This window comes from Desulfoluna sp. HI9BLuna (assembly GCF_056829775.1).
In genome coordinates, this window is record NZ_CP186555.1 from 2216858 (window position 1) to 2240660 (window position 23803).

A 23803-nucleotide genomic window follows, 5' to 3' on the forward strand; every position below is an offset into this window, starting at 1 on the left:
TGCGCCGCGTTACCCATCACACGACGTCACTGCTCAGCTTGAAAAGCAAGCCTCCGGCGGCCAGGGGCTTTTTAGCCTAAGTGACTTCGCCACCCCTGGCCCCCAGGTTGCGAAAGCCCTCCCCCTTCGTTCCTCAGGGGAAGTGCTTCCGCAAAGATTTTCGTGAAATTGAGCAAAAACCTGTTTGTCAAGCTTTTCAAAAACTTGCCCCCCGGCAGGGCCGCCGGAGGCTTTTTTTACTCGCCTTATTTGTAACCTGCGCGATCCATGAGTTTGATGGCGTCGGCCTGGAGTTCACCTGCTTTTTCAAGGCCGAGATCCGAGCCCTTGAAGTCACCCCAGGCTGCCACGGCCCCATGGGGCTTCACGGCGGGGTTCACGGGGTACTCCATGTTGGCGTCGGCAAAGAGGTTCTGGGCTTCGGGGCCGGAGAGCCACTCCAGAAAAGCCTTGGCTGCCTCGGGGTGGCTGGCGTGCTTGGTCACACCGGCGCCGGAAACGTTGACATGGACGCCCCCTGCCGTCTGGTTGGGCCAGAAAATGGCCAGGGGAAGGCCGGGGTTCTTCTTCTGGAGACGGCCAAAGTAGTAGGTGTTGACCACAGCCACGTCCCCCTGCCCTGCCACGATGGCCTCAAGGGCTTTGGTGTCGCTGGAGAAGGGCGGCGCAGCCAGGTTGCTCACCCACCCTTCCACCAGGGCCTGGGTATCTGCTTCGCCGTGTTCGGCCATGAGCATGGCCACCAGGGACTGGTTGTAGACCTTCTTGGAGGTGCGGAGGATCAGGCGGCCCTTCCAGGCGGGATCAGCCAAGTTCTCATAGGTGGACAGCTCGGAAGGGGTGACCCGCTCGGTGCTGTAGACGATGGTGCGGGCCCGCTTGGAGAGGCCGAACCACCGGTTCTGGGGGTCCCGCAGGTTGGCCGGGACATTGGCCGCCAGCACCTCGGATGAGACGGGCTGCAACACCCCCTCGTTGGCCGCGTGCCAGAGGTTGCCCGCATCCACGGTCATGAGGATGTCGGCAGGAGTCCGGCTCCCTTCGGACTTGAGGCGCTCCAGAAGCACCGGGGCCTTGCCGGTGACGTAGCGGACGGTGACGCCGGTCTTCTTTTCATAGGCGTCGAACAGGGGCTTGATCAGGTGCTCCTTGCGGGCCGAGTAGACCACGAGTTCCTGGGAAAAGGCCTGGGACAGGCCGGTAAACGTCACCATGGCGGCGCACAGGGCGCTGAGTATAATCTTCATCGTTGCTCCATATTTTTTTTGTAACCATTCCGTTGCCTCCGGCGGCCAGCTGTTTGAAAAGCATGGCCCCGACAGGATACCCTCCGGGCCGCTGCACGTTCCGCAGCGAGGAACTATTTACCCCGAAGCATTTTTTGAATCAAGCACATTTTTTGGAACAACAAACTTTCTTTCGACACCAACACACCACAGAGCCCTTGCCCTCCATGGCGTTGACCGCCCTTCAGCACCCCACAAAAAAAAATCCCGCCGGACGCATCATGCATCCGGCGGGATAAACAGCTCCACAGCCGCGGAAAATCTCTCCCGTGGCTTCACTATGTTCGTTGCTTTTTCGTTACCCTTCGCCCAGTGATCTGGCCATCCAGGCTCTCTTCTCGGCCTCGGGCAGGAAGCTCGCCTCAAAGCTGTTGGCGGCCAGGCGGCGGGCCTGGGCCTCGGTCATGCCCAGCTCCCGTGCCAGCCCTTGGAAGTTGGCGTTCATGTAGCCGCCGAAGTAGGCCGGATCGTCGGAGTTCACCGTCACACAGGCCCCCTGGTCCAGCATGGCCAGGATGTTGTGGTCGGCGAGGGTCTCAAAGACCTTGAGCTTCACGTTGGAGAAGGGGCAGACCGTCAAGGGCATGCGTTCGCCGATGAGGCGTGCCATCAGGGATGGGTCCTCTAAAGCCCGCACCCCGTGGTCGATGCGTGCCACCTTCAACAGGTTCAGGGCCTGATAGATGTACGCAGGGGGTCCCTCTTCCCCGGCATGGGCCACGGGGATGAACCCTTCCCTGCGTGCCTTTGCAAAGACCCGTTCAAACATCTCCGGGGGAAATCCCGCCTCCGAGGAGTCGAGGCCCACACCGATGATGCGATCCTTGTGGGGGAGGGCCGCTTCCAGGGTTTCAAAGGCGCTCTCTTCGGGCAGGTGGCGCAGAAACGACATGATCAGGTGGCTGCTAATACCCAGTTTTTCCCGTGCGTCTTCAAGGGCTTTGTCGATGCCCTCAAGCACAGTGTCAAAGGCGATGCCCCGCTCCGTGTGGGTCTGGGGATCAAAAAAGATCTCGGTGTGGACCACGTTGTCCTCTTTGCAGCGCTCGAGGTAGGCCCAGGTAAGGTCGTAAAAGTCCCGGGCGGTCTGGAGCACACCGGCCCCGGCGTAGTAGATATCGAGAAAACTCTGGAGGTTGGTAAACTGATAGGCCTGTCGAATCGCCTCGGTGTCTTTGTAAGGCAGGGCAATGCCGTTTCGCTCGGCAAGGACGACCATCAGCTCCGGCTCCAGGGTGCCTTCTATGTGGAGGTGCAACTCGGCCTTGGGCAGGTTGCGAAAAAATGAGATGTCCATGGGAATCTCCCGGAAGAATTGGTTTGGGTTGTGGCATAACGTCAGGGAAACCGGGCGGGTCGTGGGCCGGGTTCGCGCCTTTGCGTCCGGCGGGACGCGCCTGCCCCTGCCGTCTTTTCTGCCATGGTATCCCGCCTGGCCCGAAAAGGAAATGTTGATCCCGGCCACGGCAAGGGAACATCCGTCCCTTTGCCGCCCCGGCATCCCCATTTTTGCCTCCGGCGGCCCTGCCGGGAGCAAAACTTTTGAAACGTTTGACAAACAGGTTTTGTTTTTTAAGAGTGCGTCCTTGCAAGGCATAGCCCCTCTTCTTTATTTTATTACCTGAAAGTTTTTGCGGAGCTTTTTTCAAAAAGCGACCCGCCGGAGGCAACTGAATTTTTAAATGCGTTGACCCTGCCGGCATCCCCACGGCCCCTTGCCACCGGCTTTCCTATACGATATAAGACGTCAGGAATACAGCTGAATGAAAGCAGCCCGAAACAAACAACGGCAAACGGTACTCAGACCTCAATTTACCGGCGCCCTTACCCGGACATTTCACGAGAAACAATCTGTAATAATGGTTTATTGGTTTAACCTGATCGTTTTCTCATGAACTATTCGGGCTTACGCCCTCATCGCCCACAGGATACAGCCATGAAACGAATCGCCCTCCTCCTTGCCGCCCTCATGTTTTCCACCGGATGTGCCATGCTCCAGCCGGATCAAACCGTGGTCCTGAGCCCCCGGCTCACAGAACTCGACCACGACAGCTTTGCCATCCTCCCCTTTGTGGACGAGCGGTCGGGCCGGAAGGACAACTTCGGGTTTGACGTCTCGGACGTGGTGACCGACGCCTTTGAAACCGCCTTCATGAAATCCGGCTACAAGATCGTCGAACGAAGCAGCGTGGAAAAAGTCCTGGGTGAGATGAAGTTCTCCTACATGGGCCACGTGGACGAGACCCAGCTCAAAGAGATCGGGAAAATGACCAACGCCAACGTTGTCATCCTGGGCATGGTTCGCGATTTCAAAAAGGCGAAATACGAGCGGGAAAAGGGAAAAATGAAGGCGGTCTCCTGCACCACCTTGAGCTATTCGGTCAAAGCCGTTCATATCGAAACAGGGGAGGTTCTCTGGAAAGGGGCCATCACCCGCAGCTCGGGCATGAAGGGCGACATGTTTTCCCCCTGTGACTGCAACGGGGTCCGCTTTGCCGACCGCACCTCCAAAAGCCTGGTAAAAAAGATCCTCTCCCGCACCGATGCTGCCCTGAAGACCACGAGCGAAGAGTACGACATGTTTCCGTCCCTGTAACAGCCCCCCGCCGCGGGGGCCGGTGCCGCCCCCGCCAACCGGCTCGGCACCTCATGGTGTTGCGAGCTGTTGCGCCCTGTGCGACGCGCTTTTCGCCTTGACACCGGGCCGTGCCCCTCCTAATCTAATACATTAAAAACACGCGACAATCACAAAAAAAGAGACCGCGACATCCCGTTGACTTCCATCGCACCCCCCTGCCCAAGGAGGCCCCATGATCCAGCTGGTTGCCAATCTTTTAAAACTGTTGAACTCCGAGGCAGAACCGGCCCAGATCAGCCTGGCCCTCTGCCTCTCCATGGTGCTGGGCTTCACACCGCTCTTTTCCCTGCACAACCTTGTCATCCTCTTTGCCGTGTGCGTCATCCGGGTCAACCTCTCGGCCTTTCTCCTGGGATGGGGGGTCTTTTCCGGCATGGCCTGGATCCTCGATCCCCTCTTCCACGGCCTGGGCAAGCAGGTCCTCACCCTGCCGGCTCTAAACGGCACCTGGACGGCCCTGTACAACATCTCTCTGTTTCGCCTGGCGCGATTCAACAACACCGTGGTCATGGGCAGCCTCATCACCTCCCTGGCCCTTTTTGTGCCCCTTTTTCTCGTGTTGAACCGGCTCATCCTCGCCTACCGGGACCATCTTCTGGCCTGGGTCGATAAGAGCCGCGTCATGCAGTTCTTCAAGGCATCCAAAATTTACGCCGCTTACAAGGCCCTGGCCTGACCCCAAGGAGGTTTCCCATGAAAAAATGGATTCGCATCAAGGGTGTGGCCGCCTTTGCCGTGATCACCGCGGCCCTGGTCCTCTTTTTCGTTCTCTTTGCCGACGCCCTCGTCAAAAAGGCCATCGAAACCACGGGCACCCTCATTGTGGGGGCCCGGGTGGAGCTGGCCGACGCCGACCTCAGCCTTTTCCCTGCGGGGCTTGACCTCAAGGGCCTTGCCGTCACCAACCCCGACGCCCCCATGCGAAACGCGGTGGAAGCGCGGCACATCGTCCTCACGGTTTCCACCGCGCCCCTCTTCTTCCGAAAATGCATTGTCCCCAGCATGGCGGCCACAGGCATCCGTTTTGACACCGAGCGGAGCTACTCCGGGGCCGTGATCAAAAGAAAAAAGGCCGTCCCTGAAAAAGCCGAGGAGAAGATATCCCCCCTCTCCCTGCCCTCCCTGGATATCAAGGACCCGAAAAAAATCCTGGAACAGGAGACCCTGGCCAGTGTGGAGGAGGCCGAAAAAATCCGGGAGGACATCAAAACGCTGAAAGGCGAATTCAAACAGCGCATCGCCGACCTGCCCGATGAAGAGGATTTCAAAGCCTACGAAAAACGCATCGAGGAACTCACCAGCGGAAAATCCGACTGGACGGCCCTCCTCACCAAGGCCGCAGACATTCAAAAAATTGCCGATGAAGTGGAAGCCGATATCCAGGAAATCAAGTCGGTCAAAAAAGATCTGGAAAGTGAAATCGCAAGCCTTGAAAAACGGATAAAAAACCTGCCCACACTGGCCCGTGCGGACTACACCCGCCTCAAAGAGACCTACGGCCCCTCGGCCGTGGGCGCCGGGAACATCACCGGCCTGCTTTTTGGGGATGCGTACAAAGGCAAGGTGGAAACCGCTATCCGATGGTACCAAAAGCTTCAGCCCATGCTGGAAAAGGATCCGTCGGATGAAAAGGGGAAAGCTCAGGAGGAGGGTGCTGCAAAAGAAGAAAAGCCCAAACGCATCCGGGGAAAAGGCGTGGACATCGCGTTTGCGGAGAAGCGCCCCCTGCCGGAATTTCTCATCTCGCGGGGCGCCCTTTCGGTGGAGATCCCGGCCGGAACCCTGTCGGGCACCGTGGAAAACGTCACCGCCCAGCAGCCCCTGGTGGGCAAACCCATGGCCCTGACCTTGGCGGGCCGTGATCTCAAAGGGATCGAGGCCGTTGACCTCACCGCCACCATGGATCGCGTCAGCCCGCAAACCGCCGGGGACCGATTCGTTTTCTCCGGCAGCGGCATCGGAATCCGCCCGGTGGGATCCGCAGACACCATCCGTATGGAAGGGGCCTCGGCCTCGGTCACGGGCCATGCGGACATCACCGGGGGCGAGACCCTGGACGCCGCCGTCTCCGCAAAGATGACCCAGGTGCGCTTTGCCGATCCCACCGACCCCGGTGCCCTCCAGCAGGCCCTGGGTCGGACCCTCAAGGGGGTGACGGAGTTCTCGGTTCAGGGCAGCGCCACCGGTCCCCTGGACAGCTACGACCTGAACGTCACGTCAAATCTGGACACCATCATGAAACAGGCCTTCCAAAACGCCACCAAGGAACTCACCGCGGACTTTAATAAGGAACTCCAGGCCGCCATCAGCGAAAAAACAGGGGGGGCTTTCTCCGCCGCAGACACCGACCTGGGCGGCATTACGGCCCTGGATGACGACCTCGCAAAAAAAATCGAAGAGGGCAAAGGGCTTCTCTAACGAAATGGCGCCCCATGCATTAAAGATCACGAGGTAACCTTCTATGGTTGAAGTGGGGCCCGGTGGCCAGGGGATGATCCTCTGGACCCCGGGTTGCGGCGTTTCTCTGATGGCTGTTTGTTCAACTTTTCAGGTAACGATTCAGATCAAAAAAGCCTCCGGCGGCCCTGCCGGGGGCCAAACTTTTAAAACGTTTGATAAACAGGTCTCAAGTAATCATTCATAGGCTTCGCCGAAACAATTCCGACATTTTCTTAGAAACGCTTTTTGCGGAGCTTTTTTTCAAAAAAGCGACCCGCCGGAGGCATACGCTGAATGGCTGCAATCAGAGAAGGTTTCGCAGGATCAGGGCCAGGCCCCCGAAGCTGACCAGCACCAGAAGGGCCGGGCGCAAAAAGGCGCGATCCAGAAAGCGGGCAAAGGGCCCGGCCAGGAGGCTGCCGGTGAGGATCCCGGGAAGGAGCGAAAAGCCGAGGAGGGCATGGAGCCCGCCGAAGCGCCCCGACAAATAGAGGGCGGTGATGGAGGCAAAACTCCCGCACATGAAGGTGATGCCGAGGTTGGCCCGGATCTGGACACCGACCTCGTTCTGGAGAAGAAGAATCAACGGCGGGCCGGGCACACCGGCCACGGTGGACATCATACCGGCAACAGCACCGCCGCCCACAAGGGTGTTGCGCCCCACGGTCACGCGAACCCCCACGGCACTCATGGCAACGGCAAAAAGAATGGTGAACCCGATGGCCAGCTCCACCCCCGGCCCTTTCAGGTTTTTCAGCACAAAGTAGGCAGCCACGGACCCCATGACGATGCCGGGCAGGATGGCCCCCAGCCAGTCCGGGCGGAGCCCCCGTCGGTTCCTGGCCACCATGACGCTGTTTTGAAACATGCTGGCCAGAAGAAAGGAGCCCGGCGCAAAAACCGGATCAATGAGGGTAAGCAGGGGCACGCACAGAAGCCCCATACCGAAGCCGGTCCCGCTTTGGATAAAGGCCCCGAAGGCCACGGCCACATTGGCGGCCAGGATTTGCCAGAGTTCAGGCTGTTCAAACACGTACCGAGTCTCCTTCATGCGCCCGCCACCGCGCCATGGGCACAAAAAATAAGCGCACAGGCACTGACGGAACAGCGTACACGGGCATGAAGCGGTGTCCCAACGCCTTTCGAAGGCCATCGTCATGGTCCCGGACAAAAAGGAAAAAAATTTACCACCCGGTTCTTCTGGCTGTCAACATTTCATAACCTATTTTATATAATAACGGTGATAAACGGAGGCGTGGTGCAAAGGTGCGGCCCCCAAACGAAACCTTTTTTCCCTTGGACGGTGTCTGTGGTACACAACAACGGCGGGACATGCCCGTGGCATCGGTCTTTTTTGATGCTGCCTTACCGGTATACATGCTCCAAGCCCGTGACCCAACATTGACCACTCACCCCCGGAGGGCCCATGACCACCCCAGAGATTGTCGCATCCGCCTATGACCAGGCCCTGCTCACCCGCCAGGTGGGAGACCTCCTGGACCGGCACATGCCCAAGGCCCCGAGTGCCTGCGAAGAGGTCCTCATCAAGCCCAACCTCCTGCTGGCAGCCCCGCCGGACAAGGCCATCCTCACCCACCCATTGGTGGTGCGGGCCACGGCCGCATGGGTACTGGACCGCGGGGCACGGCCCCTCATCGCCGACAGCCCTGCCGTGGGGAGCGTGGCAAAAATCTGGAGAATGGGGGGATTCGAAGAAGCGCTTAAGGGAATGGCTGTTGAGGTGCGGGGATTCGAGACGGCGGCGCCGGTGGATATCGGGGCGCCCTTCGGTACCATCGGGCTGGCCCAAGAGGCCCTGGAGACCCCCATGGTCATCAACCTGCCCAAGTTCAAGACCCACGCCATGATGACATTAACCCTGGGGGTCAAAAACCTCTTCGGGTGCGTGGTGGGGTTTGAAAAACCCAGATGGCACGCACGGGCCGGGATCCAGAGAGAACAGTTCGCAAAACTCCTGGTGGGCATCGCCGAAACGGTTCGGCCCACGGTCACCCTGGTGGACGCTGTCACGGGCCTGGAAGGCCAGGGCCCCGGCAAGAGCGGAACCCCAAGGCCCATGGGCTTTCTCGTGGCCGGGTCACACGTTCACGAGGTGGACGCCACCTGCGCCCACATGGCAGGTCTTGCCCCCGAGACCCTGCCCACCCTGGCCGCGGCCCTGACTTCAGGGCTCTTAACGGACATGCCGCCTTTGCCTGTGCCCGAGGCCGTCTTCAAGGACTTTAAGCTCCCGACCCAGAGCCCGGTGACCTTCGGCCCCGCGTTTCTCAAGCACCTCATCCGGAAACACATGGTCCAACGCCCCGTGGTGAACCCGGCCGCCTGCCAGAAGTGCAACCACTGCCTCACCTACTGCCCGGTAAACGCCATCTCCGAAACCCCCGAGGCCGTGGCCTTCGACCTTGAAACGTGCATCCGGTGCTACTGCTGCGTGGAGGTCTGCCCCCATGCGGCCCTGGAAGCCGTGGACACCCGCCTCGGGACATGGCTCCAGAAGGGCAAACAGCTTGTGGATCGGGTGCTTTAAAAAACGGAACTATTTCTGAGTCCAAAACAGCCTTCTACGGTTAAAGTGGGTAAAAAAACAAGCCTCCTACGGCGAGGTGAGCCACCTCGAAAGCATATTGCTGATGGTTTATGCGGGCTGGCGTAACAGAAAACGTTGTTGTTACGTGTCCATTTGAGAGCTCACCGCACGGCCTCCGGCGGCAAGGTGGGGGCACCTTGAAACCCTATGGCGAATGCACGGCGGCAGACATCATGCAACCGCTTTCAGCGGCATTCGCGTGGTGTGTGACATGCGGCAGTCGTATTTGCAGGAGAGGCCCATTTCATTTTTCTGGAAACACGATAAAGGGCACTTGGGACGAGCTTGACGTTAACCGAGAGAACTCCGGTGGCCCTGCCGGGGGGGATACGTTTCATCCGCCTTCGCCAAGGGCTGCGGCGGGACAAGAATATTTACCAAACAGGCCTTGCGAAGGCCTCAGAATGGCCGAACATTCTCGGCAAGCCGACTGCTTTTCACCGTATCGGCCATACATCGCCTTCTGCCGCCCAGACCCGTTGGGTCTGGGCGGCAGAAGGCGATGCTACTGGGACGTTTTTGCGGAGCTTTTTTAAAAAAGCGACCTACCCGAAGCAAACTGAATTGCTACAGAAAAACAAACCAAAAGGTTCCCCATGAAAAATATCTTCTCAGCCGCCCTGGCCTTGTCCATTGCCCTTTTGGCGGGATCCCTTGCCTGGCTGGCGTACAGCATCCAAGTCGTCGCCCGGGAAGTGCCCGGGGTGTTGACCCGGGTCGACGACATCGTGGCAACCATTCCTTTGATCACCGAAGAGATCCCCCCCATCGTAACAGAGGTGGGAAAGGTCAGGGAGACCGTGCCCCCCATCCTCACGGAAGTGGGCAAAATCCGGGAAACCATTCCGCCGATTCTCTCCGAGGTGGAGCAACTCCGTGAGGCGTTGCCCTCCATCCTGACCCGGGTCGATGCCATCCAGGCCCAGGTCGCAGAGCTGGAAAAGCAGCTCCCCCTCATCAATGAAACCGTGAACACCGTCACCGATCAGATGGATGAGGTCCTGCCACGGGTCGACAAAGCCCTTGAGGAGGCCGAGGCCATTCGCAAGGACATTCCGGGAATCCTCACCCGGGTAGAAGCCATTGTGGCCGAAGCCCAGACCATCGTGGGCAGGGCCTCCCAGGATGCCGTCACCGGTGTCTTCAAAGGGGTCATCACCTCGCCGTACAGGCTCCTCAAAGATGCGGGCAAAAGCATCTCCGGCTCTCTGTTTTCCTCCAAGGGGATCACCCCGGAGGATGAGGAAAAAGTGGTGGAAGCCGCCACCACCTTGCTTCAAAACCTGGACCTTCAATCCGTTGAGTGGTCCAACCGCAAGTCAAAGAACAGCGGCAAGGTCTCTTTGGTACGGGCCTTTAATGAAGACGGAACCTCCTGTGTCGACCTTCAGTTCGACCTCAAGCCCAGATCCGGTAAAAAGGAGACAAACGTCCGAACGATCTGCTTAGACTCCGACGGGCACTGGCAGGTAAAGGGCGCGGACAAAAAATAATCTAACGAGTCCGTTGCCTCCGGCGGGTCGCTTTTTTAAGCTGAATAATGACAAATAGTGCAGCCCACGGAAGCGGACGGGGTTTCACCTTGCCCCACCGGCTCCATCCCTTCATCCAGGTATTTCTGGGCCAGGTCGATGTAGATCTGTTTGCCGAAGTCCCAAAGGGCCTTGTCATCGGCCGACACCTCGCGGATCACCTTTGCCGGGTTTCCCGCGGCAACCACATGGTCCGGGATGCACTGGTTCGCCTTGACGATGCCCCCTTCGGCGACGATGGCGCCCGTGCCCACGTCCGAGAGAATGCTCAGCACAGCCCCCATGCCGATGACGGCACCGTCCCCGATGGACTTGCCGTGGATCACAGCGTTGTGGCCCAGGGTCACGCGAATTCCGATGCGATTGACCGCACCGGGGGGAGCGTGAATGATCACCCCCTCTTCCACGGCAGTGCCGTCGCCGATCTCAATCCTGCCGTAATCCCCCCTGACAATGGCCCCGTGACCGATGTAGCAATTGTCGCCGATCACCACGTCTCCGATGACGCTGGCCAGCTCGCTGACGTAGGTGTTTTTTCCCACGGAGGGCTGTTTTCCGTCGAATTTGTAGAGCATTGGGACTCCTTACATTATAGAACTCAATGGGTTGCCATCTGCTGACTTCATGCTGCCGCACGCATGGAATCCAGATAGGTGCAAAGGCGTCGCCTTTCCACCTGCAGGACCAAAGAAACATAGTTCTCTCATCAGATCAACAAAAAGCATGCAATGAGAAATGAACCTGTCCCCTGCTGCATACTCACACCGGGCCCTGTTTCTGGCCCACGATCAGGAGCCTGCTCGACACTGCCATGACCCCAGGGTCTTCCGACACGGCCTGAAAAATGTTGGATACCTGATTGAACAGGGTGTCGTCGTCCAGGATCGCCACCTGCTCGGGGGAGGGGGGCACATCGAAAAACGGGGTGATGGCTGCGGTGCGGCAGGCCTCGAACCCCTGGTCGCCAAAGAGCGACACAAGCTCATCCGGGCTGAAGCAATGGTGGGTCTGCCCGGAGTCTGCCACCACACGCCCCGTGTTCAAGGCATTGAACATTTCGGTCATGTTCTTTTTCCGGGCCATGTCCAGGGCCGTACGATAGCGATTCATGGCATCGCACACCACATGCCCCCCGGGCCTGACGATCCTGAACATTTCCCCCGCGGCTTTTACAGGGTCGCTGCACAGGGACAGGGGCATGCCCAAAGCAAGGACCAGATCGTAGCCGTCGTCCGGCAAGGCGCTCATATCACAGAGGTCCCGGACGTGATACCCGAGCACATGCCCCCCCAGCCCCTGGCGGGCAACATGGGTTTCGGCGTGCTGAATCATCTCGGCTGAAAAATCCAGGAGCTCCATTCGGTACCCCATGGGAGCCAGGTGATAGACCCACCGCCCTGTGCCGCACCCTGCCTCCAGAATGAGGCTACCCTCCTTTGGGGGCAACACCGGCTCGATATACCGCCAGCAGCTTGTCTCATAGAGGTCTGTCATGCGCCGATTTTTTTGCCTTCGCTCATCCGAAGCAAAAAAATCGGCCTTATCATCCCAGTACTCCCTGGACGTTTTTGATTTAATGGCTGTCATGGCTGTCCTCCTTCGTTTTTTATGCAGTTATGCAGGGACAGGCTCCGCCGATGCCCCTGCCTGTACGTTCATGCACACCAGGCGCTCAATGAGTCCACGAGGCCTCCCACCTTGTGCTCGACAACGGCCAGGTCGGCGCCATTGGGCCGGTCCTCGATATTTCCCAGACGGCCGTTCCGGTTGATCTCCTTGTTGTGGTGGTGCCTGCCCACCACAAGCCACTGGTCCAGGGCGGCGTAGCCCAGATGCTCAAGAAAGGAGTTAAGCCACATGGTCATGGGCAGGGCCTCCTTCTCACCGATGTGGGGCCCGGCAAAGGTCCCGAAGCTGACGCCGAATTTCCCGGGCAACAGGGGAGACGAGGGCTTGACCGCACCTTGCTTTGCGTGGGCCTTCATTTTCCGTTTCACAAAATCCATCAGGGGTTTGGTGGGCAGCCAGTCGATGACAGGGGACCCGATAAAGATCAGGTCGTAATCAAACATCTCGATATCAAGGTCTTTGTCCACCTTGACCAGGTCAGTGGCCATGGCCCGGGCCCCAAGGGCCTTTTCAATGGTCTCGGCGACGAGGGCGGTGTTGCCCCCCATGGAATCGTAGAGGATAAGGGATTTCATCGGTATCTCCTTTGCAGTGCGCTAAACGACAATCAGAACCAATAACCACACCAGCTCTTTGTTCCCCATGGCACATTGCAACGCATGTGCCACATAAGGGGACAGGTTCTTTATTCTTGAATTCAAAACAGAATAGATTTCGGCGAATCCCGCCTGGAGGCAAGACCTATATACACTGTGATAAAAGCACCTTAAGAGAAAATCGACACAATAACTATCAGGTTATTACTTGAGTGATTCGTTGAGGGACAGGTTTAAAAAACACAGGACAAAGCACTGCAAAAAAAACCGTCTTCTGTGGAAAGGAGTTGAGAAAAGCATAGGTTTACGTTAACTCCCAACAAGACAATCGTTAACCCACCGCCAAAAACCGTTAACTTGATTCTCTCAGAGTAGCCAAAACAATGGGAATTCCTTGCATGAAGCCATGCAAAAGCGTACCATGTGGGTTAACGTTTCGGCCTGCCGGGCACTCTGCGATCCCCACATGAACAGCCCGGTCTCCTTTCCAACTCTTTTCTGCCAGAACCAGGAGCATTGACGTGAAGACTTTACTCCACGAAATGAACGACCACCCGGCCTTGAAACAGATCATCGACACCATCGCCGACGGGGTATTCACCCTGGACATCACCGGACACATCACCTTCTGGAGCAAATCCATGGAGCAGATCACCGGATTTTCCGCGGATGAGGCCATCGGAAAAACCTGCGGGACCCTGAAGATCTCCAATTGCCTCGGTGTCCTGGGAACCGGGGACCCCACCCGCTGCGGCATTCTGGAAGGAAGCATCACCGGTGCCCGGGAGTGTTTTCTCAAGCACAAAGACGGCCACGACATCCCGGCCATCAAAAACGCCACTGCGGTCAAAGATGAAACCGGAAAGGTGATCGGGATCGTGGAGGCCATCACAGATCTCACAAAACTGGAAAAGGCCCGGACGACCTTAGAGGAGGCCACCCGACGACTTGGGGATCGCCACCGGCTGGACCGGATCATCGGAAAGAGCGACTGCATGCAGGCGGTGTTCATGGCCATCAAGGCCACTGCTGCAAGCCAGGCCACCATCCTGATCCAGGGGGAGAGCGGCACCGGTAAAGAGCTGGTGGCAGGGGCGATCCACTACAACTCCGAACGGGCCAGAGGCCCCTTTGTCATCGTCAACTGCTCGGCCCTGTCGGAATCCCTTCTGGAGAGCGAGCTCTTCGGCCACGCCAAAGGTGCCTTTACAGGGGCCTCCGCCGACCGGGTCGGTCGCCTGGAAAAAGCAAACCACGGCACGGTCTTTCTCGACGAAATCGGCGAACTGAGCCCCCTGGTGCAGGTCAAGCTCCTCAGGGTCCTTCAGGAACGCACCATCGAGCGCATCGGGGAATCCCGGCAGCGAAGCCTGGACATCCGGGTCATCACCGCAACCCACCGGAACCTGTATGCCCTTGTGAAAGAGGGAAAATTCAGGGAGGACCTCTACTACCGCCTTAAGGTCTTCCCCATCGGCGTCCCCCCGTTGCGGGAGCGAAAAACCGACATCCCCCTGCTGGTGCGACATTTCTGTCACCGATTGAACGCCGAAACGGACAAAAACATCCAAAAGATATCCCCCACGGCCATGCAGCGGCTCCTGGACCACCACTGGCCGGGCAATGTGCGGGAACTGGAAAATGCCATCGAACATGCCTTTGTGCTGTGCAACGCCCGCACCATCCTCCCGGACCACCTGCCCCTCGAAATCAGAGAAAAAACCGGTGTTTCCAACGGTACAGGCGCTGCCATTGCAGAGCCCCCCACCCTCCCTTCCGGCCCCCTGACCCGAGAGCTGCTGACAGCTCGCCTCCATGAAACCAACTGGAACAAGGCCGAGGCGGCAAGGCGACTCGGTGTCAGCAGAACCGCCGTCTGGAAGCGAATGAAACAATGGGGAATCCCCCTCCACCAACCCTGATTCACTGATTCTAAAAAGAAATTTTAAAGGGGACAGGTCCTTTTTCCACGCCATCAAAATTCGTATTGGGCGTATTGTGTGCGGCCCCCGGGTAGTGGCGACTCAGGAGGTACCCGCAAGCCGTTTCAAAGAGAACAACCCCTCAATGCCTTCGACGGCTTCAGGAATTTTCTCCCGTCTTGTCTGATAACGGCCCTTGAACAGACCGTAGGTTGTTTCCACAAACGCGCGAGAACCGATGATCCCCGAATCCGTAAAGTACCGGGACCGACACATAAGCCGGGCAGCCTGAGGCAACTTAAAGCCCGTGGAGGTCTCTTTATCCAGGATCTTTTGTGAAATTTTAGCCTTACCCCTCTTTTCTATGGTCCCCATGTGATACAGAAACTCGCGGTAGCTTTGAAGTTGCGCTGCAGGGTCAGCACCCCAGAACTCAGGGGTCCCCAGACCTGATGAAAGAAACCCCTCCCGGTTTCCGGTTTGCATCCGGTACCCGATGGAACACCACCTGTATGCCTCCGGTCGCTTCACGATTCCTGCGCGCACGGCGTTCAAATCGATATACGCCAGGCAATTGGTCAACGCATTCCCCTCCTGGACAATGACGCTTTTGAACCGCTCGCCCCACAAGGTTCCTTTTCGCTTCTTCCGTTTGTTGTAAAAGATAGAAAAGGTCTGCTTGATGTCTTTGATGTATGCAGACAGGCTGGTAAACCGTTTCCGGAATTCGCACAATTGCGCTTCCGGGAAACCGGTGCCCTCACCGTAGAGAAGATGATAACGCCGCACCACCTCCTCGTCGGAGACCATCTCACCAGGCTTCACCACCACGAGAAGATGAAAATGCGACCCCATGATGGCGTAACCCACAACATCCACGGCATATACCGCCGAATAACGTTGGATGATTCGCACCAGCTCATCTTTCTCGACTTGTTTGAAGGGAAGCCCGTCCAGGGCGGTTCTGCTGATCACATGATATGCAACCTTTTGACCGGGGTCCGTTACGACCATACGAGGAATCCGAGGCATCGCGTTCTCCTTTCTGGCCATTCACAATGTTTGCACAGCAAGATTAAATAGAAATGAATTAGAGGATGTTACCCGCCCGACAACTTTCGCATGCAACACCTTAGAAAGTCCAGAAAAAATAACCTGTCCCCGGCATTTGGAAGTTATCGGGGCCTTGATCCTTTGCCCTGTTTGATATAATCATGTTCTACCAATAAAACGATGATTACATCACTTATCAAAGAAGAGGCAGCCCCATGACATCGAACCATCCCGCTGAGTTCCAGGCTTTCCTTCAGCAAGAGCAACACATCGCCCGAATGATCCGAAGACGCATCCCCAGATATGGCAGCAAAGTGGCCTTGAAGGACAGGGCCGACGGGCCCTGGGAATCGGTGACCTGGGACGAGATGGGCAAAGTGGCCGACAGCCTGGGCAGGGCGCTCATCTCCTGCGGCGTCAAGGTGGGGGATCGGGTGGGAATCTTTTCACAAAACCGTGCGGCCTGGACCCTGGCCGACCTGGCGATCCTCTCCGTCAGAGGGGTAACAGTGCCTGTCTACCCCACCAACTCGGCGGATGAAACGGCCTACATCGTCAAAGACGCGGGCATCAAAGTCCTCTTTGTCAACGACCAGGAACAATACGACAAGGCCCTTGAAGTGCAGAAACAAAACCAGGGCCTTGAGGTTCTTGTGGCTTTCTCTGCCTCTGTACAGCTCAAAGAGGGCACCCAAAGCTTCTCGTTTGCCGAGTTTATCGCCCTTGACCACCAAGAAGACGCCGAAAAAGAGCACGAAAAACGTCTGGAGGAAGCCGCCGCCTCGGATCTCTACACCCTGATCTACACCTCCGGCACCACGGGCCCGCCCAAAGGAGCCATGCTCACCCACGAGAATATCCTCGCATCCCTGTATGGCACGGGGTACCCCATGCCCGTGGAACCCACCGACGTCTCCTTTGCCTTTCTCCCCCTGAGCCACGTCTTCGAAAGGAGCTGGACCTGGTTCATGCTCTCCCGGGGAGCCGAAAACCACTACTGCCACGACACCCACCAGGTAAAGGAGTTCTTTGCCGAGGTGAGGCCCCACTACATGGTGAGCGTCCCCAGGGTCTGGGAAAAAATCTACGGCACCATTCAGGACGGCGTGCAAAAGGCCCCCAACCTCAGAAAAAACCTCTTCCACTGGGCCATACGGACCGGTGGTGAATACCACAGGATCACCAACGCCAAGGGGCAGCCCGATCGATTCCTCACCCTGAAGTACGCCCTGGCAGACCGCCTGGTCCTCTCGAAAATCCGAGAGGTGGTGGGAGGGCGCGCCAAGTTCTTCCACGCCGGTGGAGCTGCCCTGAACCCGGAGATCAACCAGTTCTTTGTCAACGCAGGCATCCGCCTGGGGGTGGGCTATGGCCTGACGGAGATCTTTCCCATCTGCGTCTGCACCCCGGAAGACATCGGTTTCGGCACCAGTGGCAAGCCCATCCCCCTCATGCAGGTCCGCATTGCCGAAGACGGAGAGCTCCAGGCCAAGAGTCCGTCCCTTATGAAAGGCTACTGGAACAACCCCGAAGCATCAGCGGAGGCCCTCACCCGGGACGAATGGTTCAAGACCGGAGACATCGGCGAAATCACGGATAAAGGATACATCCGGGTCACCGACCGCATCAAAGAGATCCTCATCACCGCCGGGGGCAAAAACATCTCTCCCCAAACCATCGAAACCGCCATCAAAGAGGATCTCTACGTGGAACAGGCCGTGGCCGTAGGTGACGGCAAGCCCTACATCTCGGCCCTTGTGGTCCCCTCCTTCCCCATGCTTGACGCCCTTGCCGATATCCTGGGACTCCAGGGGCTCTCCCGAAAAGAGCTTGTGGCCCACCCGGAGGTCATCGGATTCTACAGGGAGCGCATCGACCACCACACCCGGCACCTTGGACGCGTCGAAAAAATCAAGCGGTTCACCCTCCTTCCCGCCGAGTTGACCCAGGCCGCCGGAGAACTTACACCCACCTCCAAACTCAAGCGAAAAGTCATCCTGCAGCGCTATGCCGACACCATTGAGGCCATGTACGCAGAGCCCCGCCTGAAGGCATCGTAACCAGAAAGCCTCCGGCGGCGAGGTGAGCCACCTCGAAAGCTCATTGCCATTGCGATTTGCCCTTCGTTCCTCAAGGAAAATCGCAATGGCCTTCGACTCGGGCTACGCCCGACATGAACGTTGAGGGCTTGTGCGGGCTGGCTCACAAGCTTTGACGTAACAGGGTACGTTGTCGCCACGTGCCCATTGTCGATTGCCCCCACGGCCTCCGTCAGCAAGATAAGCCTCCGTTAAAACAGGCTGTCCCCGTGATTCACTCCTCGTTCCAAAGGTTGAATCGCGGGGGCATGTTCATTGAAAGAGTCCGGGTATTGGGTATTTGCTCTGACGCACTGACGCAATAAAACCGGCCCCTGTAAAAAGAACCTGTCCCCATAAAAGACCATAAAAAAACCCTTTCCCCGCAAGTGGGGAAAGGGTTTTTTACATCCTGAAAGATGTCCGGAAAGGTGCGGGCAGCTTAGGCGGCTGCCTTTTCACCGGCCACCGCGGCCTTGACAACGTCCAGGCCGATACGGTCGATCATGCGGCCCATGCGCTCGGCCTTCTTGGCGTTCTCTTTGTAGTATTCGATGAGGCGATCGAACATGGCCAGAGCCTCCTCGGTATCGAGGTCCTCGGCGATGATATCAGCCAGGCGCGGGCGGCCCGTGCCTACACCACCGGCCATGAGGGTCCAGCCATCTTTGGTTCCGGCCAGGGAGGCGTCCTTGATGCAGTTTTCCGCACACTGGTTCTTGCAGCCCGACACACTCATCTTGGTTTTGCTGGGCAGCTCCATGCCGTGGTACTTCTCATCCAGGGCCATGCCGATGGTCAACGCATCCTGCTTGGCCATGGCGCAGAAGGTGGTGCCGGGACAGGCCTTGACGCTTCGTACAACCTTGCCCACGGCCTGGCCGGGAACCATGGCCAGGTCGTCCCAGACCTTGGGCACGTCGTCCTCTTTGAGGCCCACTATGGCGATACGGGCGGCGCTGGTGATCTTCAGGGCAGCGGCATCGTACTTTTCTGAGACATCGGCGATCTTCCTGAGGGTGTCGGGGGTAACGACGCCACAGGGTACGTGGGGAACCACGGCATAGGTCTCTTTGTCTCTCTGGCGAACAATGGAATTCTTCTGGTTTGTCATGAAAGGTATCCCTATATTATGGACTTAAATCAGTTGGGGTATGAAATAATATCGGCAGGGCAATCGGATGCCATCCGGCTGCGTCATCGAAGAGCGTCACGGTCCCTGCCCCACCCGGTATCTCTCTCCGGATGAAGCTCCTGCCAGGGAACCCGGGATCTCTCCACGGAAAATCTATCCTGCCTGTTGCAACGGCCTCGCTCAAACTGCGAATGGGTGCCTCGCGGTCCCGCATCACGGGGTGCGCCACTGCCCGGGCATGGGCCTGTGCCCCGCAAAAAGCCCCGATGTCCAGTGGATCAACGAGGCCCGGCGCTTTGATCATGACACGACATCACGGATCAAAGGGGTTTTATATAATTTTGCCTGAAAAATCAAACGTCATGGTTGGATAAACGGCTGGGCCGGGAGGACATTCTCCCGTCCGCCGGCGTCACCTGCCCACGGCCTCGGCACTTGCCTGGCGCAGGATGCGGTTTACCACATGGGCAATGATGGCCTCTTCACCGGGCTCGATGGAGTCGCTTACAGCGGCAACCACAGCTTCCAGGGTCACCTCTTCCAGGGATTCTTCATATCGGGTCGTTCGTGATTCGATGGCGTTCATGCCTCACCTCCGTATATGGGGTTAATGATGCGTTGTACCATCGAGAGATATGCATAATGCGTGCCAATTAAAAACAAAAAGGCAATAGTCCCTGTTTTTAGGGCATTGCGCGCCATTCCCCTGCCCCGTTCTTACCGTCCCATCGGGACATCATGCAGACATGTCTCATAAGATTGCGACACTGTGTAAAGAAAAACCACCACCCACACCGCACCGATACACATTGCCCCACTCTGCCACGCAACCCGTATAAAAAAGACACACCCTCACCCCAGGCGCCCCACCCGCCGTCGCAGCACCCCGAGGGCCCCGAAGGCACACAGGGCGCTCACGCACATCACCCAGGCCAGGGGGCGCAGGCTGCCGTCGTGGAAATGGCTCACGGTGATACCGGCCACCACGCCCCCCAGGCAGTTGACCACCCCCATGAGGGCATGGGCGGTTCCGCTTTTTTCCGGAAAATACTGCAGATTCCCGGACACGGTGTTCCCCATGACAAGGCCCAGGGAGCCGATAAAAAAAAGATTCAGCCCCACCGTCACCCAGAGAACTGGGACAAAAAAGGTGGCCTGGATGGCCAGGGCCGTTCCGCACACCACCTGCAAAAGGATCCCGCAGGTCAGAAGGTCCATGGGATGAACCCGCCGGACCAGGCGCGCGTTGAGACGGGCCAAAAGGATCACCACCCCCACCCCTGAGCTGAAAAGAACAGGGAACAGCTCCTTGGACACATGAAAATACCCCATGTACATGAAGGCTGACTCCGTTAAAAACGCATACAGCCCCCCGCAACCAAAGGTGTGCACCAGCATAAAAAGAGGCGAGACAGGGTGAAGGAGGACACCGGCATACTGACGCGCCACAGCCCTGGGGCTCATGGCCTCGGTATGCGGGGCAGGGCGCCCCTCCCCGGGGTAATGCCGGGTCAATACAGCCATGAGAAACAGGGCGTAGCCGCAGAGAAAAAGGAAAATGGCGTGCCAGGAGAATCCGGCGAGAAGGGCCGTGCCCACGGCCGGGGCCACCAGGGGCGCCCCCATGGTGACGGACTGGACCAGGGACATCATGCGCGCCCCCTCCCTGCCCTCGTAAAGATCCCGCACCGTTGCCCCTGCCACCACCGTGGCAAACCCGCCCCCCACGGCCTGGAGGGTACGAAGGGCCAGGAGCTGCCAGACGCTCTTTGAAAAGATCAGCAAAAAGCTGGCCGCCAGGAAAAACGAAAGCCCCATGAGAGCCACCCGCCTGCGCCCTAGGCGATCGGACAACGGCCCGCCGAACAGCTGCCCCAGGGCATACCCGATAAAAAAAGTGCTGATGGAAAGCTCCACCTTGTGAATGGGGGCCGACAGGGCCCGGGCCATGGTGGGGATGGCAGGGATATAGGTGTCGATGGAAAAAGCGGCAATGGCGGACAGGGCCGCCAGGGTCATCACGGTCCGTGTGGGGGAATGTGTCTGTTGCATCACCCCTCCTTAGTCGTGATCTCCCGTGCAGTCAAGGACCTATGGCGCCCTGCACCATGTTTCCAGGTCACGATTCTGCTCAAACAGGCTCTCCGCCTTCAAGGTGGGGCACCTGGAAACCCTTTGGCCAAGGCACGGAGGCTATAGCTTTACACACGCTTTCGTGGCACTCGCGTGATGTGTGACACATGGCAACCGGTGTTGCAGAAAAGGCCTGTGTCACTCGTCTGGACATGCCATGGCAGGCCGTTGGAATTCGTCTGACTTTAACCGGGAAAACCCCACGAAAACGGGACACCCACCGGGCACAGGGTTAGCGCATTTAGATTTTTGCCTCCGACGGCCAAACTTTTGAAACGTTTGACAAACAGGTTTTGTTTTTTGAAGATGCGTCCCCACAGGGCATAGCCCCTCTTCTTTTTTAATTTATCAAGGCGCTTATCTTCAGCCCCGCAGGGGGCTGAAGATAAGCGCCCTGCTCACCGGAAAATTTTTGCGGAGCTTTTTTCAAAAAGCGACCCGCCGGAGGCAACTGTTTTTTTAAATGCGTTGACCCTGCCACCGGGCATCGAAGCTGTTTACTTTACCTTCAAATTTGATATCTTGGTGACTGTTGTGTTCCCCCATGGTGGTGGCCACAAAAAATTCACGGCACACCCCGGTCTCCCCTGCTGTCATACCGAAACACCCATATTCCGGATGCATGCACCCGCCGGCAGCGCCGCTACGCCTCATCGGCCCTTTTTTCACCGGCCTGGGGCGTTTTCATTGCGGGGACAAAACCGCCGCGAACCATAAGACAACATAAGGAGTCACACCATGCCGGAAAACGGCATTGCCCATACCCCCCCGAAAATCCTGGCCCCCGCCGGCAGCAAGGACGCCTTTCTGGCTGCCCTGGCCGCCGGGGCCGATGCTGTGTACTGCGGCCTGAAGAGCTTCTCCGCCCGCATGGAGGCCGACAACTTCGCCATGGAAGAGCTGGGTGCCCTGACCCGCCTGGCCCACCAGAAAAACGCCGAAGTGTACGTCACCATGAACACCATGCTCAAGGAGCACGAGCTGGAGCGCGCCCTGAGCCAGCTGGAAAAAATGGCCCGCATCGTCAACCCCGATGCCATCATCTTTGCGGACCCGGCCATTCCGGCCCTGGCCGAAGCCGCCGGGTTCAAAGGGGAACTTCACCTCTCCACCCTGGCCAACGTCTCCTTTACCCAGGGTTTTTCAGAGGCCATCGAAGCCACAGGCGCCAACCGCATCGTCCTGCCCCGTGAGCTCAACGTGGAAGAGATCAAAGCCGCTGCCGAGGCCGTGCCCAAAGGCGTGGACCTGGAGGTCTTCATCCACGGCGCCCTGTGCTACGGGGTGTCGGGGCGCTGCTACTGGAGCAGCTACATGGGCGGCAAAAGCGGCCTGAGGGGGCGGTGCGTCCAGCCCTGCAGGCGGGTCTACAAGCAGGGGCACAAAAACGAGCGCTTCTTCTCCTGCCAGGATCTCTCCCTGGACACCCTGGTCAAGGTGCTCCTGGACATCCCCCAGGTCACCACCTGGAAAATCGAGGGCCGTAAAAAAGGCCCCCACTACGTCTACTACACCACCCTGGCCTACAAGATGCTGCGGGACAACGGCAAGGATCCCAAGACCAAGAAAAACGCCCAGGCCCTCCTGGAGCTGGCCCTGGGACGTTCCGGCACCCACTACAACTTTTTGCCCCACCGCCCCTACAACCCCGTGGACGTCAAGGCCCAGACCGGCTCCGGCCTCATGCTCGGCAGGCTCCAGGGTTCCTTTAAAGCCCCCTGGTTCAGCCCCAGGGAGCCCCTGCTCCCCGGCGACCTCCTGCGCATCGGCTACGAAGACGAACGGGGCCACCTCATCCGCCGCGTCAAAGCCAGCGTCCCCAAAAAAGGGAAATTCCACATCGCGCCCCAGAAAGAGCGCATCCCCCCCAAGGGAACCCCGGTCTTTCTCATCGACCGACGGGAAAAAGGGCTCAAAGACGCCATCGCCGAGCTGGCCAAAGAGGCCGAAGCCTTCTCCCCCAAGCCGGTGACCGCCACCACGGCGCGGCTCCCCAAGGTGATGCGCCACAGGCCGAAAAAAGCGCCCCGCGCCACCACCCTCTACCTCTTCCGGGAGGACAGGCACGGCCCCAAAAACACGGAAAAGGCCACCTGGGTCTCGGAAAAAGCCGTGCCCAAAACCCGCAAAGGGGGCGTGGGCAACCGCTGGTGGTGGCTATCCCCCGTCATCTGGCCCGATGAAGAGAAGGAGTACGCGGCCCTGGTCCGGCGCCTCATCAACTTCGGCGCCAAACACTTTGTCCTGGGTGCCCCCTGGCAGATGGCCCTCTTTCCCGAGGCCAAACGAAAAGGGCTCCACCTCTGGGCGGGCCCCTTTTGCAACATCGCCAACGCCCTGGCAGCAGAATCCCTGAAACAGCGCGGGTTCACAGGGGTCATGGCCTCACCGGAGCTCTCACGGGAAGATTTCAGGGACCTGGCCAAGGCCTCTCCCCTGCCCTCGGGCGTGGTGGTGGCCGGTTACTACCCCCTGACCCTCGCCCGGACCCTGACACCGGACCTCAACCCCCACGACGCCTTTGCCAGCCCCAAAGGCGAAGAGTCCTGGGTGGCCAAACACGGGGAGAACCACTGGCTCTACCCCAACTGGCGGGTGGACATCACGGACAAGTCCGCAGAGCTCAAGAAATGGGGCTACTCCGTCTTCGTCCACATGCACGAGCCCATTCCCAAAGGCGTAAAGCTCAAAAAACGCCCCGGAGAGTGGAACTGGAACATCCGGCTGCTTTAGGAAAAAATGCCTCCGGCAGAG

General features: G+C 58.4%; 19 protein-coding genes. 9 read left to right on the forward strand and 10 right to left on the reverse strand.

Annotated features, from left to right (window positions below; genetic code table 11):
• Positions 1 to 245 precede the first annotated feature (245 nt).
• The gene (locus ACOYW0_RS08890; RefSeq protein WP_482418166.1) at positions 246 to 1247 is read right to left on the reverse strand and encodes a Fe(3+) ABC transporter substrate-binding protein; all 1002 of its coding nucleotides are present in this window, start codon (positions 1245 to 1247) and stop codon (positions 246 to 248) included.
• Positions 1248 to 1584: 337 nt separating this feature from the next.
• Positions 1585 to 2583, reverse strand: a complete 999-nt coding sequence (locus ACOYW0_RS08895; protein ID WP_482418167.1) for an adenosine deaminase — start codon at positions 2581 to 2583, stop codon at positions 1585 to 1587.
• Between the two features lie 639 nt (positions 2584 to 3222).
• On the opposite strand from ACOYW0_RS08895, the gene ACOYW0_RS08900 reads away from it, so the two are divergent.
• From ACOYW0_RS08900 to ACOYW0_RS08910, 3 genes are all read left to right on the forward strand, one after another.
• Positions 3223 to 3882 carry a CsgG/HfaB family protein gene (locus ACOYW0_RS08900; protein WP_482418168.1) on the forward strand — a complete coding sequence of 220 codons (660 nt, stop codon included), beginning with the start codon at positions 3223 to 3225 and terminating at the stop codon, positions 3880 to 3882.
• A gap of 214 nt (positions 3883 to 4096) precedes the next feature.
• Positions 4097 to 4600 carry a TIGR03546 family protein gene (locus ACOYW0_RS08905; RefSeq protein ID WP_482418169.1) on the forward strand — a complete coding sequence of 168 codons (504 nt, stop codon included), beginning with the start codon at positions 4097 to 4099 and terminating at the stop codon, positions 4598 to 4600.
• Positions 4601 to 4617: 17 nt separating this feature from the next.
• On the forward strand, positions 4618 to 6342 hold the full coding sequence (locus ACOYW0_RS08910; protein WP_482418170.1) for a TIGR03545 family protein: 1725 nt from the start codon (positions 4618 to 4620) through the stop codon (positions 6340 to 6342).
• Positions 6343 to 6667: 325 nt separating this feature from the next.
• On the opposite strand, the gene ACOYW0_RS08915 is transcribed toward ACOYW0_RS08910, so the two are convergent.
• Positions 6668 to 7396, reverse strand: a complete 729-nt coding sequence (locus ACOYW0_RS08915) for a sulfite exporter TauE/SafE family protein (protein ID WP_482418171.1) — start codon at positions 7394 to 7396, stop codon at positions 6668 to 6670.
• 393 nt (positions 7397 to 7789) lie between these two features.
• On the opposite strand from ACOYW0_RS08915, the gene ACOYW0_RS08920 reads away from it, so the two are divergent.
• The 3 genes from ACOYW0_RS08920 to ACOYW0_RS08930 all read left to right on the forward strand — a co-directional run bounded on the left by ACOYW0_RS08920 (position 7790) and on the right by ACOYW0_RS08930 (position 10464).
• Complete coding sequence (locus ACOYW0_RS08920) at positions 7790 to 8911, forward strand: DUF362 domain-containing protein (RefSeq protein WP_482418172.1); 1122 nt, start codon at positions 7790 to 7792, stop codon at positions 8909 to 8911.
• A 345-nt stretch (positions 8912 to 9256) separates the two neighbouring features.
• Positions 9257 to 9571, forward strand: coding sequence for a hypothetical protein (locus tag ACOYW0_RS08925; protein ID WP_482418173.1), 315 nt, complete (start codon positions 9257 to 9259; stop codon positions 9569 to 9571).
• Positions 9568 to 10464, forward strand: a complete 897-nt coding sequence (locus tag ACOYW0_RS08930; RefSeq protein ID WP_482418174.1) for a hypothetical protein — start codon at positions 9568 to 9570, stop codon at positions 10462 to 10464. Before ACOYW0_RS08925 ends, ACOYW0_RS08930 begins: the two co-directional genes overlap by 4 nt.
• 35 nt (positions 10465 to 10499) lie before the next feature.
• Here ACOYW0_RS08930 and ACOYW0_RS08935 read toward each other — a convergent pair whose 3' ends face one another.
• From ACOYW0_RS08935 to ACOYW0_RS08945, 3 genes are all read right to left on the reverse strand, one after another.
• Positions 10500 to 11078 carry a gamma carbonic anhydrase family protein gene (locus tag ACOYW0_RS08935; protein ID WP_482418175.1) on the reverse strand — a complete coding sequence of 193 codons (579 nt, stop codon included), beginning with the start codon at positions 11076 to 11078 and terminating at the stop codon, positions 10500 to 10502.
• Between the two features lie 184 nt (positions 11079 to 11262).
• Positions 11263 to 12090, reverse strand: coding sequence for a class I SAM-dependent methyltransferase (locus ACOYW0_RS08940; protein ID WP_482418176.1), 828 nt, complete (start codon positions 12088 to 12090; stop codon positions 11263 to 11265).
• Positions 12091 to 12158: 68 nt separating this feature from the next.
• Positions 12159 to 12707 (reverse strand): flavodoxin family protein, encoded by a 549-nt coding sequence (locus tag ACOYW0_RS08945; protein ID WP_482418177.1) that lies wholly within the window; start codon positions 12705 to 12707, stop codon positions 12159 to 12161.
• A gap of 542 nt (positions 12708 to 13249) precedes the next feature.
• Between ACOYW0_RS08945 and ACOYW0_RS08950 the strand changes: the two genes are divergently transcribed.
• A complete protein-coding gene (locus tag ACOYW0_RS08950) occupies positions 13250 to 14650 on the forward strand; it encodes a sigma-54 interaction domain-containing protein (protein WP_482418178.1) in 1401 nt (466 codons plus the stop codon).
• 102 nt (positions 14651 to 14752) lie between these two features.
• Here ACOYW0_RS08950 and ACOYW0_RS08955 read toward each other — a convergent pair whose 3' ends face one another.
• On the reverse strand, positions 14753 to 15625 hold the full coding sequence (locus ACOYW0_RS08955; protein WP_482418179.1) for a transposase: 873 nt from the start codon (positions 15623 to 15625) through the stop codon (positions 14753 to 14755).
• Between the two features lie 293 nt (positions 15626 to 15918).
• Here ACOYW0_RS08955 and ACOYW0_RS08960 point away from each other — a divergent pair, with 293 nt between their 5' ends.
• Entirely contained in the window at positions 15919 to 17763 is a 1845-nt protein-coding gene (locus tag ACOYW0_RS08960) for an AMP-dependent synthetase/ligase (RefSeq protein WP_482418180.1), read from the forward strand.
• Between the two features lie 460 nt (positions 17764 to 18223).
• Here the strand turns inward: ACOYW0_RS08960 and ACOYW0_RS08965 are convergent, their stop codons facing one another.
• The 3 genes from ACOYW0_RS08965 to ACOYW0_RS08975 form a co-directional block, all read right to left on the reverse strand.
• Positions 18224 to 18895 (reverse strand): NAD(P)/FAD-dependent oxidoreductase, encoded by a 672-nt coding sequence (locus tag ACOYW0_RS08965; RefSeq protein ID WP_482418181.1) that lies wholly within the window; start codon positions 18893 to 18895, stop codon positions 18224 to 18226.
• A 433-nt stretch (positions 18896 to 19328) separates the two neighbouring features.
• The gene (locus tag ACOYW0_RS08970) at positions 19329 to 19502 is read right to left on the reverse strand and encodes a hypothetical protein (RefSeq protein WP_482418182.1); all 174 of its coding nucleotides are present in this window, start codon (positions 19500 to 19502) and stop codon (positions 19329 to 19331) included.
• A 266-nt stretch (positions 19503 to 19768) separates the two neighbouring features.
• The gene (locus tag ACOYW0_RS08975) at positions 19769 to 20968 is read right to left on the reverse strand and encodes a multidrug effflux MFS transporter (protein ID WP_482418183.1); all 1200 of its coding nucleotides are present in this window, start codon (positions 20966 to 20968) and stop codon (positions 19769 to 19771) included.
• Between the two features lie 819 nt (positions 20969 to 21787).
• Between ACOYW0_RS08975 and ACOYW0_RS08980 the strand changes: the two genes are divergently transcribed.
• Positions 21788 to 23782: a peptidase U32 family protein gene (locus tag ACOYW0_RS08980; RefSeq protein WP_482418184.1), complete on the forward strand. Its 1995-nt coding sequence runs from the start codon at positions 21788 to 21790 to the stop codon at positions 23780 to 23782.
• Positions 23783 to 23803 lie beyond the last annotated feature (21 nt).